Origin of the sequence: Phenylobacterium sp. (genome assembly GCF_031984885.1) — a bacterium.
Taxonomy (GTDB): Bacteria; Pseudomonadota; Alphaproteobacteria; order Caulobacterales; family Caulobacteraceae; genus Phenylobacterium.
The window spans coordinates 43942-59994 of sequence record NZ_DAMABV010000011.1 but is presented as its reverse complement, the minus strand read 5'-3'; the positions used below and the strand labels follow the sequence as shown (position 1 = coordinate 59994).

Here is a 16053-nt window from a genome sequence, read left to right as displayed (position 1 = left end):
CCGCGCTCACGACAACGTTGTCAATTTGTTGTGGACTTCGCGCCTATGAGGTCGTCAACAGCGCCTGTGGCGCGCCATGGCCTGGGCAATGATCGAAAGCTCGAATACTCAGGACCCGAAGGCAGCCGACAAGAGACTCATGAGCCAGACTTCACCGCCCGCTCGCAGACCGACCATCAAGGAGGTCGCCAAGCTGGCCGGGGTCTCGTTCAAGACCGTGGCCCGCGTCGTGAACAACGAGGCCAGCGTCACGGCCGAACGCCGCGAGGCGGTCCACAAGGCCATGGCCATGCTGAACTACGCCCCGAACATCTCGGCGCGTCAGCTCGCCAGCAAACGCTCCTACCTGATGGCCATGCTGTTCGGCGGCGGCGGTCTCGACAACTTCGCGCGGGCGCAGACCGGCGCGATCCGCCGCTGCCGCGAAGCCGGCTACCAGTTGATCGTCGAGGAGGTCGTGCCGGGTTCGGAAAGCGAGGTGGCGAGTCGTCTCCACAACGCGCGCGTGGACGGCGTCATCGTGCTGCCGCCGCTCTCGTTCCATCCTCACCTTCTGGAAGCGCTGCGCGAACGCGGCCTGCGCTACGCCCTGATCTCGCCGGACGGCGGCGATCCGGTCGCTTCGAGCGTCGGCCTCGACGACAAGCTGGCCGCCGAACAGATGACCGCCCGGCTCATCGCGCTGGGGCACCGCGACATCGGCTTCATCTCGGGCGGCGAGCGGCGCGCCTCGGCCTATCGGCGCGTGGGCTACCGCGCAGCCCTGGAGAAGGCTGGGATCCCGCTTCGTCCCGACCTGGAGGCGGACGGCGACTTCAGCTTCAAGAGCGGCGAGGCCGCCGCCCGCCAACTGCTGAACGGCGCCGTTCGGCCCACCGCGATCTTCGCGGCCAATGACGGCATGGCGCTCGGCGTCATGGTCGCAGCCGCGCGCCTGGGGCTTCGCGTGCCCGAGGACCTCTCGGTCGCCGGCTTCGACGACATGCCCTACGCCAAGCTGGTCTGGCCCGAACTGACGACCATTCGCCGGCCGCTGCGGGAGATGGCCGCAACCGCCGTGGACCTGCTGCTCGAGCCCGACGACGGCCAGCCGCCGCACCACGTCCTGCTCGACTTCGAGCTGATCGAGCGCGGCTCGACCGCGCAGCGGGCCGCGTCGTGAGCGCCCCGCGCGGCATGCGCCGCCTGGACGGCGGCGAGTTCGTGATGGGCTCGGAGCGTTTCTATCCCGAGGAACGCCCCCTGCGCCGGGTGCGTGTCGACCCGTTCTGGATCGACGAGACGCCGGTGACCAACCGCCAGTTCGCCGCTTTCGTCCGCGCCACCGGCCATCGCACCCTGGCCGAGATCGCGCCCGACCCGAAGGACTATCCCGGCATGCCGCCGGAGATGGCCCGGGCCGGCTCCCTGGTCTTTCGGCCGACCGCGGGACCGGTATGGACCGGCGATCCCAGTCAATGGTGGGAGTTCAAGTTCGGGGCATTCTGGCGCCGCCCGCTGGGACGCCCCGGCCCCATGGCGCTGGACGATCATCCCGTGGTCCATGTCGCCTATGAAGACGCCCTCGCCTACGCCGAATGGGCCGGCAAGTCGTTGCCCACGGAAGCCGAATGGGAGTTCGCCGCGCGGGGCGGCCAGGCCACGGAGTTCGCCTGGGGCGATGAGCTCGCGCCCGGCGGCGCCATGCTGGCCAACTACTGGCAGGGCGAATTTCCCTGGCGCAACCTGCAGCTCGACGGCTGGGAGCGGACCTCGCCGGTGGGATCGTTCCCGGCCAATGGCTACGGGCTGTCCGACATGATCGGCAATGTCTGGGAGTGGACCAGCGACTGGTACGCCGACGCCGGCGACCTTCCCGCAAGTCCTTGCTGCGCGCCGAAGGGGGGAACCCTGGAGGCGAGCTATGATCCGGCCATGCCCGAGGTCACGATTCCCAGGAAGGTTATCAAGGGCGGCTCCCACCTATGCGCCGAATCCTACTGCCAGCGCTATCGGCCGGCGGCGCGGCATCCGCAGGCGATCGACAGCTCCACCAGCCATATCGGCTTCCGGTGCGTCGTGCGTGACTAAAGGCGGCGGGCCCCCGCGGGGAGCCCGCCAGTTGGGGAACTAGAACTTCGCGCCCAGCGTGATCCCGACGATGCGTTCGGCGTCGCGCGGGATGTAGGCGGTCACGTCGTTGGGGAACTGCGGGCTGCCCAGGGTCCCGACGTGGGCCATGTTGGTGAAGTAATTCTCGTCGAACAGGTTGCGCGCGAAGAGGCTGACGCTGAGGCCGTTGGCCAGGTTGCGCGCGCCGATGGTCAGGTTGACCAGCGTATAGGCGTCCTGGACCAGCAGCGGGTCCTGCTCGACCGCGAACTGCTGCTCGGACTGGTAGTTCACGTCGACCTGCACGAAGCCCGACCAGTCGGTGGCGCCGATCTCACGCTCGTAGCGGGGCGAGAGGCTCAGCCGCCATTCCGGCGTGCTGGGCAGGCTGCCGCCGCGGATGTCCTGGACCGGGTTGGAGGTGACCAGCACGCCGGCCGCGTTGGGCAGGCGCGCGCGATAGCAGGCGTTGGTCGGGAAATCCCCGGTCAGCACCGGCGCGTTCAACTGGAACTGCAGCGGGCAATTCAGGCCGTCCACGTCGATCGAGGCCTTGGTGTAGGTCACCGAGCCGGTGATCGAGAAGTTCTCGCTCGGCCGCCAGTCGCCTTCCAGTTCGACGCCCTTGGTGGTCGAGGAGCCGGCGTTGGTCTGCACGTACTGGATCACGCCGGTGGTCGGGTCCGAGCGGTTCGCCTGGATCTGCAGGTCCGTGTACTTGGCGTAGAAGACCGCCAGGCTGAAGTTCAGCCGCGCTTCCGGCAGCCGCCCCTTCAGGCCCGCCTCGTAGGCGTCGACGTGCTCGGGCATCACCGGCGGGCCGTTGACGAAGTCGTCGGTCAACTCGGTGCTGAGGCCCAGGCCCTTGTAGCCCCGGGAATAGGTCGCATAGGTCTGCAGATCGGGGCTGAACCGGTACTGCAGGCCGACCTTGCCGGTCAGGGCCGTGTCGTCGTGGGTGCGCGAGCCTACCGACCAAGTCCCGGTCGGGCCCTGGAGGTTGAGATCGCCCGGCTTGAGCGGCAGGCCGGGCCGATTGCCCCGCACCGTCACCTCTTCGCGTTGCAGGCGTCCGCCGGCGATCAGCTTCAGGTTCTCGACCAGCTCGAACTCGGCCTGGCCGAAGGCCGAGATGTGCTCGCTCTTCAGCTTGGCGCTGTGATAGCCCGAGCGCGTGACGTAGGTGGCGCAGGGCTGGCCGAGCACCAGGCCGGTCCCGGCGCAGGTGTCGATCGCGCGCTTGAAGTCGCGGTGGATCAGCACGTTCGAATAGTAGAGCCCGGCCACATAGGTCAGCCGTTGGCCGGGATTGTTGGCGACGCGGATCTCCTGGCTGAAGTTGCCGATGTCGATCGGGCCGTCGTTGATGCTGAACCGCGAGTTCGTGTTGCTGGGCTGCGGGCCCAGATAGATCGGCTGCGGCGTATAGAGCCCGTCGACGTCGATCTGGCCGTGTTCGTTGTACTGCTGGTAGGCGCTGAGCGCCGTCAGCGTGCCCCAGCCCAGGTCGTAGTTCGCCTCCAGCGAGACCATCGCTTGGTTGGTCTTGGAGAGGGTCTCGACGTCGGACACGATGGAGCGGTTGCCGGGCGAGGCGACGACCGGGCCGATCAGTTGGGCGAGCGTCGGATTGGGCGTCGAGACCAGGATCGGCCGCCCGACGGTGCCGACGAACATCCGGTAGTCGGCGGTCAGCAGCAGGTTCAGTTCGTCGCTCGGATCCCACTCGAGCTTGCCGCGGACGCCGAAGCTCTCATAGCCGCCCTCGTCGGCGCCGGTGCGGACGTTGGTGATGTAGCCGCCGATGTCGTTGTAGTAGGCCGAGATCCGGCCGGCGAGATTGTCGGTGATCGGGCCGGTGACGCTGCCCTTCACCCGGTATTCCTCGTGCGAGGCGATCGTCAGGTCGGCGCTGCCGCCGAACTCATGGCGCGGCCTGGCGGTGATCATCTGCACGACGCCGGCCGTCGCGTTCTTGCCGAACAGCGTGCCCTGCGGCCCCCGCAGCACCTCGATCCGTTCCAGGTCGGCGAAGTCGGTCAGGCTCTGGGCCGGACGCGCCAGCACCACGCCGTCGACGACGAACGAAACCGACGGCTCGACCCCTTGCCCGAACAGCGACGTGCCGATCCCGCGGATGCGGAAGGAGCTATTGGCCGTTCCCGCCTGCTGGAAGGTCAGCGAGGGCACGGTCCGCACCAGGGACGCAGTGTCGTTGATGTTCTTGGCGGCCAGCGTGTCGCCGCTGACGGCCGAGACCGCCACCGGCACGTCGATCAGGCGCTCGGTCCGCTTCTGGGCGGTGACCAGAACTTCCTCGACCTCGGTCGTGTCCGCGGCCTGGGCCGAGGCCGCCGACGCCAGCGCGCAAAGCGCCGCGCCGGCCAACAATGCGGCCATCCGGCCGCGCGCAAGATGGTCCGTGAGATCCCTGTTCATGGCGTTCCCCCTTTGAGGCTGCGACGCGGCCGCTGACGCCATTTGCGTCGCGACCGTTCTTGACAACGTTGTCTATCCGCCGCTGATGTAATCGTTGTCAAGCCGCTAGGACGCGACCGCCGCGTCATCGTCGCGTCAGGGGAGTTCCATGCCGACCACCTTCCGCCTCGCCGCCCGGACGCCGTTGATCGCGCTCGCGACCGCCTTCTCCCTGGGCGCGGGATCAGCCGCGCTCGCCGCCCAGCCCTCGGCGCCGGCCGCCCGCGGGGCCCCGAGCGCCGAGCGTCCGATGAACGTGCTGCTGATCATGAGCGACGACCTGGGCGCGCGGTTCGGCGGCTATGGCTTTCCCGAGGTGAAGACGCCCAATCTCGATCGGCTGGCCAGCGAGGGCGTGCTGTTCGAGCGCGCCTACACCCAGTTCCCGCAATGCGCCCAAAGCCGGGCTTCGTTCCTCACCAGCCGCCGGCCCAACGAAACCCGCGTCTTCGACCTGAAGACCAATTTCCGGGTCGCCCTGCCCGACGTCGTCACCCTGCCCCAGTACTTCCGCCAGCAGGGCTACTTCGCCGGCCGCGTCGGAAAGATCTTCCACCAGGGCGTCCCCAACGACATCGGGACCAGCGGCCCGGACGACACGGTCTCGTGGACCCAGGTCGTCAATCCGCGCGGCCGCGACAAGGCGGCCGAGCTCGAGGGCCGCCTGGTGAACATGAGCCCGGGCATCCCCTATGGCGCAGCCTGGGCCTATCTGGAGGACGAGGGCCCCGACTCCGAGCAGACCGACGGCATCACCGCCGCCGAGACCGTGAAGCTGCTGGAGCAGCACAAGGACGGCCCGTTCTTCATCGCGGCCGGCTTCTATCGCCCGCACGTCCCGGACGTGGCGCCCAAGGCCTATTTCGATCTCTACCCGCTGGACAAGATCCGCCTGGAGCCGACCCCGCCGGAGCACGATCCCGTGCGGCCGCTGGTCACCTCCAACATCTGGCCCGCCAACCTCGGCGCGCCCGAGGCCGAGCGCCGCAAGATGATGCAGGCCTACTACGCCTCGACCACGTTCATGGACGCCCAGGTCGGCCAGATCCTCGACGCGCTGGACCGGCTCGGCCTGAAGGACAACACCGTCGTCGTGTTCATGAGCGATCACGGCTACCAGCTCGGCGAACACGGCCAGTGGCAGAAGAACACGCTTTGGGAGCAGTCGCTCCGCACGCCGCTGATCATCCGCGCGCCCGGAACGCGCGGCGGCGGAAAGGCCTCGCCGCGCCCGGTGGAACTGCTCGACCTCTACCCGACCCTGGTCGACCTGACCGGCCTGCCGGCCAAGCGCGACCTGGAGGGCGCCAGCCTACGGCCCCTGCTGGATGCGCCGCGCAGGGCCTGGAACCGCCCGGCCTACTCCCAGGTGCAGGGCGGCCGCACCGTGCGGACCGATCGCTGGCGCTATACCGAATGGGAGAACGGGCGCCTTGGCGTCTCGCTCTACGACATGGCCGCCGATCCCAAGGAGTTGCGGAACCTGGCCGGGGATCCCAGGCACGCCGCCGTCGTCGCCAGGATGCGGGCGCTGCTGCCGGCCGAAACCGTCGAGCCCCGCGGCCCGGCCTTCATCCTCTACGACCGCGACAATCGCACCGCGCGGTTCGAATCCTACGGCAAGGCCCTGGCCGAACCCGCCGCCCAGTAGGCGCGCGAGCCGCCGCAGCCTAGACAACGTTCACAGGGATTCGTGGAGGAGCATATGGCCGCCATCACCAGACGCAGCGCCGTGGCCGCCGTCGCCGCGACCGCCGCCGCTGGAACCGCCCAGGCCAAGGCTCCGCCCGGCCTGCCCAACATCCTGTGGCTGGTCAGCGAGGACAACAATCCGCTGATCGGAGCCTATGGCGACCCGCTGGCCCACACCCCGACCATCGACGCCCTGGCCGCCACGGGCGTGCTCTATCGCAACGCCTATTCCAATGCTCCGGTCTGCGCGCCGTCGCGCTTCGGGATCCTGACCGGCGTCTATCCGGAATCCTGCGCCCCGGCCGAGCACATGCGCGCCCGCGCCGCCCTGCCCAGCCAGGTGAAGACCTATCCCGAGCTCCTGCGCGCGGCCGGCTACCACTGCATCAACAACGCCAAGACCGACTACAATTCCGACGTCGACCCGGCCAGGATCTGGGACGAGTCGGGCACCAAGGCGCACTGGCGCAGCCGCCCGGCCGGCAAGCCGTTCATGGCCGTCTTCAACTACGAGACCACCCACGAGTCGCGGCTGTTCCTCGCCCCGCCGCCCGGGCGGGTTCGGCCCGACCAAGTGCGGGTTCCGGCCTACCTGCCCGACACCCCGGGCGTCCGCGGCGACATCGCCAACTACTACAATCTGATCGAGAAGATGGACGGCCAGCTCGCCGAACGCCTGGCCGAACTGGAGGCCGACGGCCTCGCCGACGACACCATCGTCTTCTACTATTCCGACAACGGCGGCTCGCTGCCGCGCAGCAAGCGCTACTGCTACGACGAGGGCCTGCGCTGCGCCCTGGTCGTCCGCCTGCCGCCCAAGTGGGCGCACCTTTGCCCCCACAAGCCGGGGACGCAGGTCCAGGCGCCGGTCAGCTTCATCGACCTCGCCCCTACCCTGCTCTCGCTCGCGGGCCTGCCGGCCGCGTCCCACATGCAGGGGGCCGCCTTCCTGGGGACCAGGGCCAGGCCCGCCAAGACCTACGCCTTCGGCATGCGCGGCCGCATGGACGAGCGCTACGACTTCGTGCGCACGGTCACCGACGGCCGCTGGCGCTACATCCGCAACTACATGCCCCATCGCCCCTGGGGCATGCACGGCGCCTTCGAATGGCTGGCCAAGGGGTATCAGGACTGGGAAAGCGCCTGGCGGGCCGGAACGCTCAACGCCGACCAGCGGCGCTTCTTCGAGACCAAGCCGTATGAGGAGCTCTACGACCTCGCCAGCGATCGCGACCAGGTCCGCAACCTGATCGACGATCCGGCGGCGCAGCAGGCGCTGGGCGCGCTGCGAACCGCGCTCGACCGCCACATGCTGGCCGTCGTCGACAACGGCTTCATCCCCGAAGGGGCGGCCCTCGAAGGCTACGAGGCCAGCCGCTCGGGCGCCTACGCCCTGCCAAGGATCATGGCCCTGGCCGAAGCCGCCGCCAAAGGCCGCCCGGCCAACCTGGCCGCCCTTCAGGCCGCGCTGGGAGATCCGTACGCGGTCGCCCGCTACTGGGCCACGACAGGGCTGCTGATCCTGGGCTCCCACGCCGCTCCGGCCAAGGCGGCGCTGCGCAAGGCGATGACGGATGACGCCTCGCCCCAGGTTCGCGTCGTCGCGGCCGAGACGGTCGCCGGGCTGGGCGACGTCGATGACGCACTGGCCGTCCTGACGGACCTCGCCGACGGCGACCAGCCCTGGCAGGTGAAGCTCCAGGCGCTCAACGCCCTCACCGCCCTGGGCGAAGCCGCGCGCCCCGCCCTGCCCACCTTCGAGCGCGCGGCCGCCGGCCAGCAGGAGTACCTGCGCAACGCCGGTCGCTATATGAGCGCGGTCCTCAAGGGCGAATACACCCCGGCCTATCCGGTCTTTCCGATGCCCGGCCGAACCTAGTTCGCGGCCATCCAGGCCGTGCAGTCGTCCAGGATCTCGGCCAGCACTTCGGGGTCCTTGCGGCCGCTCCTGGCCGGAGCGTGGAACGAATGGTCGGCGAATTCCGCGAGCCTCAGGCTGGCCCGCGGGCCCAGCCCCGTAACCGTCTCGCGCAGCAGGTCCAGCCGGGCGAATTCGTCGTTCGTCCCCTGCAGGAACAGCATCGGAACCTCGACCTGCGCCAAGTGCTCGGCCCGCTCGACGCCGGGCTTGCCCGGCGGGTGCAGGGGAAAGGCGAAGAACACCAGCCCGCGCACGCCCGGCAGAGCCTGCGCCGCCTGCGCCTGCGAGGTCATGCGTCCGCCGAACGAGCGGCCGCCCGCGAACAGGGGCAGATCCGCCGCCAGCCTCCCGGCCGTCGCCACGGCGGCCCTGACGACCTCGTGGGCCAAGGCCGGGCCGTCGGGACGCTTCGAGCCGCGCTCCATGTAGAGGAAGTTGTAGCGCAAGGTGGCGACGCCGCGGGCGGCCAGGCCCTCGGCGATGGCGGTCATCGACCTGTGCCCCATGCCGGCGCCGGCGCCGTGAGCCAGGACAAGCGCCGCGCTCGCGCCCTCCGGCCGGATCCAGAGCCCGGAGACGCTGCGCCCGGCGTCCAGCGGAACGACGACGGAATCCATGGCTACAGCCACTTGGACCGCTTGAAGCGGGTGTAGAGGAACAGGCAGATCGCCAGGATGACGACCATGACCATCAGATAGCCGTAGCGCCACTTCAGTTCGGGCATGACCTCGAAGTTCATGCCGTAGATTCCGGCGATCGCGGTCGGCACGGCCAGGATCGCGGCCCAGGCGGCCAGGCGCCGGGTGATCGCCCCCTGCCGCTGCTGCTCCATCAGGCTGCTGGCTTCGAACACCGACGACAGCACGTCGCGCAGCGACTCCACCAGCGAGGCCACCCGCCGGACATGATCGTAGACGTCGCGGAAGTACGGCCGCACCTCCAGGTCGACGCAGGGCATCTCATGGTGCTCCAGCCGGCTGGCGACCTCCTCCATCGGCCCCAGCACCCGCTTGAAGCGCATCAGCTCGCGGCGCAGCCCGAAGATCCGCAGCACCTCCGCGCGGCTGAGAAAGGCGTCGAGGGCGTAGCGCTCCATGGCCAGCACCTCTTCCTCGATCGCATCGACGATGGGGAAGTAGCCGTCGACGATGAAGTCGAGCACCGCGTGCAGGATGTAGTCGACGCCGTGCTTCAACTGGGCGGGGGCGGCTTCCAGGTGTTCGCGCAGTTCCAGGTGCGCCCGCGCCGATCCGTGGCGGACCGTGATGATGTGGTTCGCGCCGACGAAGATGTCGGTTTCGCCATAGCCGATCTTCTCGCCCTCCAGGTGCGCGGTGCGCGCCACCACGAACAACTGGTCGCCATAGACGTCGACCTTCGGCAACTGGTTCGACTTCAGGGCGTCCTCGACCGCCAGGGGATGCAGGTCGAAGCGCCGCTTCAGGATGTCGAGCTCGTCCTCGGTCGGCTCGAACAGGCCGATCCAGGCGAACTGTCCCGGCTCGATATACAGGCTGCCGGGATCGTGCAGGTCGATCCCCCGCACCCGGCGGCCCTCGCCATACACATAGGCGGCAATGACGCTCATCGGGCTCACCACGAACAACGGGAATCGGCGCCAGTGTGCGCCTGCTCCGCCGCTCGGGCCAAGCCGGCTAGCTGGCGAGCTCGGTCAGCAGGGCCGGCGCCCGCACCGCAGCCCGCGCGGCGACCTCGCCCACGACGATCAGCACCGGGCCGTCGAGATCGCTCGGAACGGTCTCGGCCAGCCCGTCCAAGGTTCCGGTGAACAGCCGCGCGTCGGCGCGCCCGGCGTTCTCGACCGCCAGGACCGGCGTCGTCGCTGGCCGTCCGGCCGCCAGCAGTTGGTCGCGGATCGCCCCGGCCGCCGCCCCGCCCATATAGATCGCCAGGGTGGCCTCCGGATCGGCCGCCGCCCGCCAGTCCTGCGCCAGGCCGCCCTGGTCCAGCCGCGCCGTGGTCAGCACCACGCGCCGGGCCTGGCCGCGGTGGGTCAGCGGAAAGCCGAACTGGGCGGCGGCCGCGGCGGCGGCGGTGACGCCGGGGATCACCTGCGCTTCGATCCCCGCCGCCCGCAGCGCATCCATCTCCTCGCCGACCCGGCCGAACACCGACGGATCGCCGCCCTTCAGCCGCACCACATCCAGGCCGCGCCGCGCCAGGCGCACCATCAGCCGGTTGATCGTCGCCTGGGCCATGCTGGTCCGCCCGGCCCGCTTGCCGGTCTGGATCTTCAGGCAATGGGCCGGCGCCATGTCCAGGATTTCCTGCGGGACCAGGGCGTCGTAGAGCAGCGCTTGGGCCTCGCCCACCGCGCGGGCGGCGCGGAGGGTCAGCAGGTCGGCGGCGCCGGGGCCGGCGCCGACCAGAAGCACCCGGCCAGGTCGAACTTCAGGCAGCATGCCGCACCTCCTTGGTTTGGGCGATGATCCGCGCGATTTCCGGGCGGCAGGAGCCGCAGGACGAGCCCGCGCCCGTGGCGTCGCTGACGGCGTCGACGGTGGCGGCGCCGGCCGCTATCGCAGCCCCGATCCTGTCGGCCCGCACCCCGCGGCAGGCGCAGACCAGCGGCGCGCTTTCCACGACGCGGCCCGGCGCCCGGCCGATCAGCAGGGCGGCGCGGTCGAGAGCGCCCAAGGCGTCTCGCGCAAACAGCTCCGCCAGCCAGTCCCGCGGCGGCAGCGCGCCGCGCGTGGCGGTGAACAGCACCCGGTCCAGCGCCTCGCCGGCCAGATAGGCTTCGCGCAGGCTGCCGGCGGCGGCGTCCTCGAACCGCAGCGGCTCTCCGGCGGCGCCCTTGCAAAGCGCCCGGCGCAGGGCCTCGCGCTCGGCCTCGTCGCCACGGCCGGCGAATTCGTGCAGGTGGCAGCCGTGCTGCGGGATGCGCCGCCAGACCAGGTCCAGGCCGCTGGGCGCGGACCACGCCTCGCGCGCGATGAAGAAGCCGCGCCAGGTCTCGCGATAGGGCCGCAGCCGCGCGGGGGTGTGCTTGAACTCCGGCTGTCCCGACTGCGGGTCCACGCGCGCGGCGACCAGCCGGTTGGCCCGGCCGCTGGGGGCGAACGCCTGCGTCCAGTGCATCGGCATGAAGATCGCGCCGGGCCGCTGACGGTCGGTGACCTTGGCCAGGGCGACGGCCTCGCCCTGGGCGGTGCGGACGCGGGCCAGCGCGCCGTCGACCACGCCCAGATGCTCGGCGTCGGCCGGATGCACCTCGACATAGGGCTCGGGCGCGTGGCGGCAGAGGTCGGGCGCCAGGCCCGTGCGCGTCAGGGTGTGCCAGTGGTCGCGCACACGGCCGGTGTTGAGCGCCAGCGGAAACGACGGGTCGGCGGCCTGGGCCGGCCCCTTGGCTTCGGCGACCACCATCCGCGCCCGTCCGTCCGGGGTCTGGAAGACGCCGTCCTCGAACAGCCGCGCCGTGCCGCCGGCCGCCGTCACCGGCCATTGCACCGGCTCCAGGGCCTCGTAGGCCTCCGGCGTCAGCCCCGCCAGCGGCCCCAGCGAGAGCATCCGGTCCTGGTTCTCGTAATTGGTCAGCCGCGCCCATTCGCGGAACACCTGGGCGGGCGCGCGCCAGTCGAAGGCCTCGCGCCAGCCCATGGCGCCGGCCACGTCGGCGATGATCCGCCAGTCGGCCCGCGCCTCGCCCGGCGGGTCGAACAGCCGCCGCTGGCGCGAGATGCGGCGCTCCGAATTGGTGACCGTGCCGTCCTTCTCGCCCCAGGCCAGTGCCGGCAGCTTCACGTGGGCGAAGGCGGCGGTGTCGGTCTGCGCCATGCAGTCGGAGACCACCACGAACGGGCACGCCGCCAGCGCCGCGCGCACCTTGTCCGCATCGGGCAGGCTGACCGCCGGATTGGTCGCCATCACCCACAGCGCCTTGATCCTGCCCTCGGCGACGGCGTCGAACATCTCGATCGCCTTCAGGCCCGGGCGCGGGGCGACGTCCTGCGCGCCCCAGAACCGCGCCACGCGGGCGCGCGAGACGTCGTCGAAGTCCATATGGCCGGCCAGGGTCGTGGCCATGCCGCCGGTCTCGCGCCCGCCCATGGCGTTCGGCTGGCCGGTGATCGAGAACGGGCAGGCGCCGGGCTTGCCGATGCGGCCGGTGGCCAGATGGGCGTTGATGATCGACAGCCCCTTGGCCACGCCCTGGACCGACTGGTTGGCGCCCATCGAGAACAGGCTGACCGTGCGCGCGGTCTGCGCGAACCAGTCGAAGAACCGCTCCAGGTCGGCCACGGCCAGGCCGCAGTCGGCGGCCACCGCGGCCGGTGACTGGTCGTGCCGCGCCAGCGCCGCCTTCACCTCGGCGAAGCCGGAGACGTGGGCGGCGACATAGTCCGCATCCAGCGCCCCGCGCCGGTCGAGGTCGGCCAGCAGCCCGTTCCACAGCCGCACGTCGGTCTGCGGCGCCAGCGCCAGGTGCAGGTCCGCGACCTCGGCCGTGTCGGTGCGGCGCGGGTCGATGACCACGTGCCGCTGGCCGCGCGCCCGCGCCTGCTCCATCCGCCGGAACAGCACCGGATGGGTCCAGGCCGCGTTGTGCCCCGAGAACACCACCAGGTCGGCCAGGTCGAGGTCCTCATAGCAGCCGGGCACCAGGTCGGCGCCGAACGCCTGCTTGTGAGCCACGACCGCAGAGGCCATGCAGAGCCGCGAATTGGTGTCGATGTTGCCTGAGCCGATGAAGCCCTTCATCAGCTTGTTGGCGACGTAGTAGTCCTCGGTCAGCAACTGGCCCGAGACGTAGAAGGCCACCGAGTCCGGCCCATGCCGCGCGATCGTCTCGCGAAAGCGCCTGGCGACCAGGGCCGTGGCCTCGCTCCAGCTCGCCGCCCGCCGGCCGATCATCGGCGTCAGCAGGCGCCCCTCCAGCCCGACCGTCGCGCCCAGGGCCGAGCCCTTGGAGCACAGCCGCCCGAAGTTCGACGGGTGCGCCGGGTCGCCCGCGACCTCCAGCGCCCGCCCCTCGGGCCGGCCGGCGACGCCGCAGCCGACGCCGCAATAGGGGCAAGCCGTGCGAACCGCGCCCCCGGTCATGGCTTCAGCTCCGTCCCAGCAGCAGGCGCCCGTCGCGCACTTCCAGCGGCACGACCGGCGTGCAGCCCTTGCCGCGGTCGGCGCCCATCGGCTCGCCGCTGGCCAGGTCGATCGACCAGTTGTGCAGTGGACAGGCCACCGCATGACCGTGGACGATGCCCTGGCTGAGCGGCCCGCCCTTGTGCGGGCAGGCGTCCTTCAGCGCGAACACCTTGCCGTCCCCGGTCCGGAAGATGGCGATGTCGCCGTCCGAGGTCGGAACCCGGCGGGCGCCGCGCAGCGGGATGTCGGTCACCGCCCCGACGTCGGTCCAGGCGATCGGGTCTTTCACCAGCGCGTTCATGACGGCGCGAACTCCATACGGCGGCTAAGCGGGTTGAACTCTTCGGCGTGGCGCCCGGCGACGCGCTCGGCCCAGGGGTCGATGCGCGAGAAACGCTGCGAGTAGGAGAAGCGGTCGTAGAGCGCCCTGCGGGTCTCCGGGTCCTCGACCTGGGCCCTGATGCTCTCCAGGCCGACGCGGGCCATCCACTTGTAGATCCGCTCGAGGTACCAGCCGTTCTCGCGATAGAGCTGGGTCACCGCGCAGATCGCCCAGACCGCCTCGTCCTCGGTGGCGACCTTGGTGAGGATCTCCGTGCCCTGGATGTGCAGGCCCGCGGCGCCGCCGACATGGATCTCGTAGCCGCTGTCGACGCAGATCACGCCGATGTCCTTGCAGGTGGCCTCGGCGCAGTTGCGCGGACAGCCCGAGACGCCCAGCTTGACCTTGGCCGGCGCCCACGAACCCCACATGAACTTCTCCAGCCGCACGCCCAGGCCGGTGGAATCCTGGGTCCCGAACCGGCACCACTCCGACCCGACGCAGGTCTTCACGGTGCGCAGGCCCTTGGCGTAGGCGTGGCCGCTGACCATCCCCGCCGCGTTCAGGTCCGCCCACACCGCCGGCAGGTCGTCCTTCTTCACCCCCAGCAGGTCGATGCGCTGGCCGCCGGTGACCTTCACCGCCGGCACGTCGAACTTCTCGACCACGTCGGCGATGGCGCGCAGTTCGGCGGCGCTGGTCATGCCGCCCCACATCCGCGGCACGACCGAATAGGTCCCGTCCTTCTGGATGTTGGCGTGGGCGCGCTCGTTGATGAACCGCGACTGCTTGTCGTCGCGGTATTCCCCCGGCCAGGCGCACAGCAGGTAGTAGTTCAGCGCCGGCCGGCAGGCGGCGCAGCCGTCCGGCGTCGTCCATTCCAACCCCTGCATGGCGGCGGGGATCGACTTCAGGCCCTCGGCGACGATGCGCCGGCGCACCTCGTCGTGGCCCTTGGGCGTGCAGCCGCACACCGGCTTGGGACCGGTCTGCGCCTGGAACCCGTCGCCCAGGGTGAGCTTCAGCAGCTTTTCGACCAGCGGCGTGCAGGACCCGCACGAGGCCGAGGCCTTGGTGACCGCCCGCACCGAATCCAGGGTCGAGAGCCCCTGCCCGGTGATCGCGCCGGTGATCTCCCCCTTGCAGACGCCGTTGCAGCCGCAGACCTCGGCCTCGTCGGCCATGGCCGCAACGGCGGCGCTAGGGTCCAGGCCTCGAAGGCCCTCCGTGACGGTCTGGCCGAAGATCAGCGTCTCGCGGATGTCGGCCACCTCGGCGCCCGACCGCATCAGGTCGAAGTACCAGGGCCCGTCCACGGCGTCGCCGAACAGCACCGCGCCGGCGACCTTGCCGTTTTCCAGCACCACGCGCTTGTAGACCCCGCGGCCGGCGTCGCGGAATACGATGTCCTCGCAGTCCGCGCCGCCGCCGAACTTCCCGGCCGAGAACACGTCCACGCCCGACACCTTCAGGCGGGTCGAGAGCACCGAGCCCTCGTAAGCCCCCTCGCCCTGGGTCAGGGTCTCGCCCAGCGCCTTGCACATCTCCCAGATCGGCGCGACCAGGCCGTAGCACTGGCCCCGGTGCTCGGCGCATTCGCCCACCGCCAGGATCGCGGGATCGGAGGTGCGCATGGCGTCGTCGACGACCACGCCGCGGCCGATCTCCAGGCCGCAGTCGCGCGCCAGGGCGACGTTCGGGCGAATGCCGACCGCCATCACCAGGATGTCGCAAGGCAGCACCCGGCCGTCCTTCAGCTTCAGGCCCGCGACCTTGCCGCCCTCGCCGACGATCTCCTCGGACTGGGCGCCCAGCACGGTCTCGACGCCGCGCTGTGCCATCGCCTCGACCAGCAGGAAGCCGGCGGAGGCGTCCAGTTGGCGCTCCATCAGCACGTCCATCAGGTGGATGACCGTGGCGGCCATCCCGCGCCGGACCAGGCCATAGGCGGCCTCGATGCCCAGCAGCCCGCCGCCGATCACCACGGCCCGCGCGCCCGGCCTGGCCGCCGCGGCGACCATCGCCTCGACGTCGTCCAGGTCGCGGAAGGTGACCACGCCTTCCAGGTCGGCCCCCGGCAGCGGCAGCCGCACGGGGTCCGACCCCATGGCCAGCAGCAGCCGGTCATAGGGCTCGGCCAGGCCGGAGGCGGTGCGCACGACCTTCGCCTCGCGGTCGATCTGCGTCACCGCATGGCCGGCGTGCAGGGCGATGCCGTTGTCGCGGTACCAGGCCTCGTCGTTGAGGACGATGTCGGCGAACGTCTTCTCTCCGGCCAGCACCGGCGAGAGCATGATCCGGTCGTAGTTCACCCGCGGCTCGGCGCCGAAGATGGTGATCTCGTAGCGGTCCGGGTCGCGCTTCAGCACTTCCTGCACCGCCCGGCAGCCGGCCATGCCGTTGCCGATGACGACGAGCTTTTCCTTGGACATCTTGAGCT

General features: G+C 70.6%; 11 protein-coding genes. 4 read left to right on the top strand and 7 right to left on the bottom strand.

What is annotated here, in order from left to right:
* The first annotated feature begins 139 nt into the window (after window positions 1–139).
* Together RTL41_RS15905 and RTL41_RS15900 are read left to right on the top strand one after the other, a co-directional pair.
* The gene (locus tag RTL41_RS15905; RefSeq protein ID WP_312166047.1) at window positions 140–1162 is read left to right on the top strand and encodes a LacI family DNA-binding transcriptional regulator; all 1023 of its coding nucleotides are present in this window, start codon (window positions 140–142) and stop codon (window positions 1160–1162) included.
* Window positions 1159–2070, top strand: coding sequence for a formylglycine-generating enzyme family protein (locus RTL41_RS15900; protein ID WP_312166046.1), 912 nt, complete (start codon window positions 1159–1161; stop codon window positions 2068–2070). Before RTL41_RS15905 ends, RTL41_RS15900 begins: the two co-directional genes overlap by 4 nt.
* A gap of 39 nt (window positions 2071–2109) precedes the next feature.
* Here the strand turns inward: RTL41_RS15900 and RTL41_RS15895 are convergent, their stop codons facing one another.
* Complete coding sequence (locus RTL41_RS15895; protein WP_312166045.1) at window positions 2110–4530, bottom strand: TonB-dependent receptor; 2421 nt, start codon at window positions 4528–4530, stop codon at window positions 2110–2112.
* Between the two features lie 148 nt (window positions 4531–4678).
* On the opposite strand from RTL41_RS15895, the gene RTL41_RS15890 reads away from it, so the two are divergent.
* Together RTL41_RS15890 and RTL41_RS15885 are read left to right on the top strand one after the other, a co-directional pair.
* Window positions 4679–6220 (top strand): sulfatase, encoded by a 1542-nt coding sequence (locus RTL41_RS15890; protein WP_312166044.1) that lies wholly within the window; start codon window positions 4679–4681, stop codon window positions 6218–6220.
* Between the two features lie 54 nt (window positions 6221–6274).
* Complete coding sequence (locus tag RTL41_RS15885) at window positions 6275–8140, top strand: sulfatase-like hydrolase/transferase (protein WP_312166043.1); 1866 nt, start codon at window positions 6275–6277, stop codon at window positions 8138–8140.
* Here the strand turns inward: RTL41_RS15885 and RTL41_RS15880 are convergent.
* The 6 genes from RTL41_RS15880 to nirB form a co-directional block, all read right to left on the bottom strand.
* Window positions 8137–8799 (bottom strand): alpha/beta family hydrolase, encoded by a 663-nt coding sequence (locus RTL41_RS15880; protein WP_312166042.1) that lies wholly within the window; start codon window positions 8797–8799, stop codon window positions 8137–8139. The two genes, RTL41_RS15885 and RTL41_RS15880, sit on opposite strands and share 4 nt — an antisense overlap.
* Window positions 8800–8801: 2 nt before the next feature.
* Entirely contained in the window at window positions 8802–9770 is a 969-nt protein-coding gene (gene corA / locus RTL41_RS15875; RefSeq protein ID WP_312166040.1) for a magnesium/cobalt transporter CorA, read from the bottom strand.
* Window positions 9771–9837: 67 nt separating this feature from the next.
* Window positions 9838–10605, bottom strand: coding sequence for a uroporphyrinogen-III C-methyltransferase (gene cobA / locus RTL41_RS15870; protein ID WP_312166039.1), 768 nt, complete (start codon window positions 10603–10605; stop codon window positions 9838–9840).
* Window positions 10595–13249: a molybdopterin-dependent oxidoreductase gene (locus RTL41_RS15865; protein WP_312166038.1), complete on the bottom strand. Its 2655-nt coding sequence runs from the start codon at window positions 13247–13249 to the stop codon at window positions 10595–10597. Before RTL41_RS15865 ends, cobA begins: the two co-directional genes overlap by 11 nt.
* A 4-nt stretch (window positions 13250–13253) precedes the next feature.
* Window positions 13254–13592 carry a nitrite reductase small subunit NirD gene (gene nirD / locus RTL41_RS15860; RefSeq protein ID WP_312166037.1) on the bottom strand — a complete coding sequence of 113 codons (339 nt, stop codon included), beginning with the start codon at window positions 13590–13592 and terminating at the stop codon, window positions 13254–13256.
* Entirely contained in the window at window positions 13589–16045 is a 2457-nt protein-coding gene (gene nirB, locus RTL41_RS15855; RefSeq protein WP_312166036.1) for a nitrite reductase large subunit NirB, read from the bottom strand. Before nirB ends, nirD begins: the two co-directional genes overlap by 4 nt.
* Window positions 16046–16053: the final 8 nt, after the last annotated feature.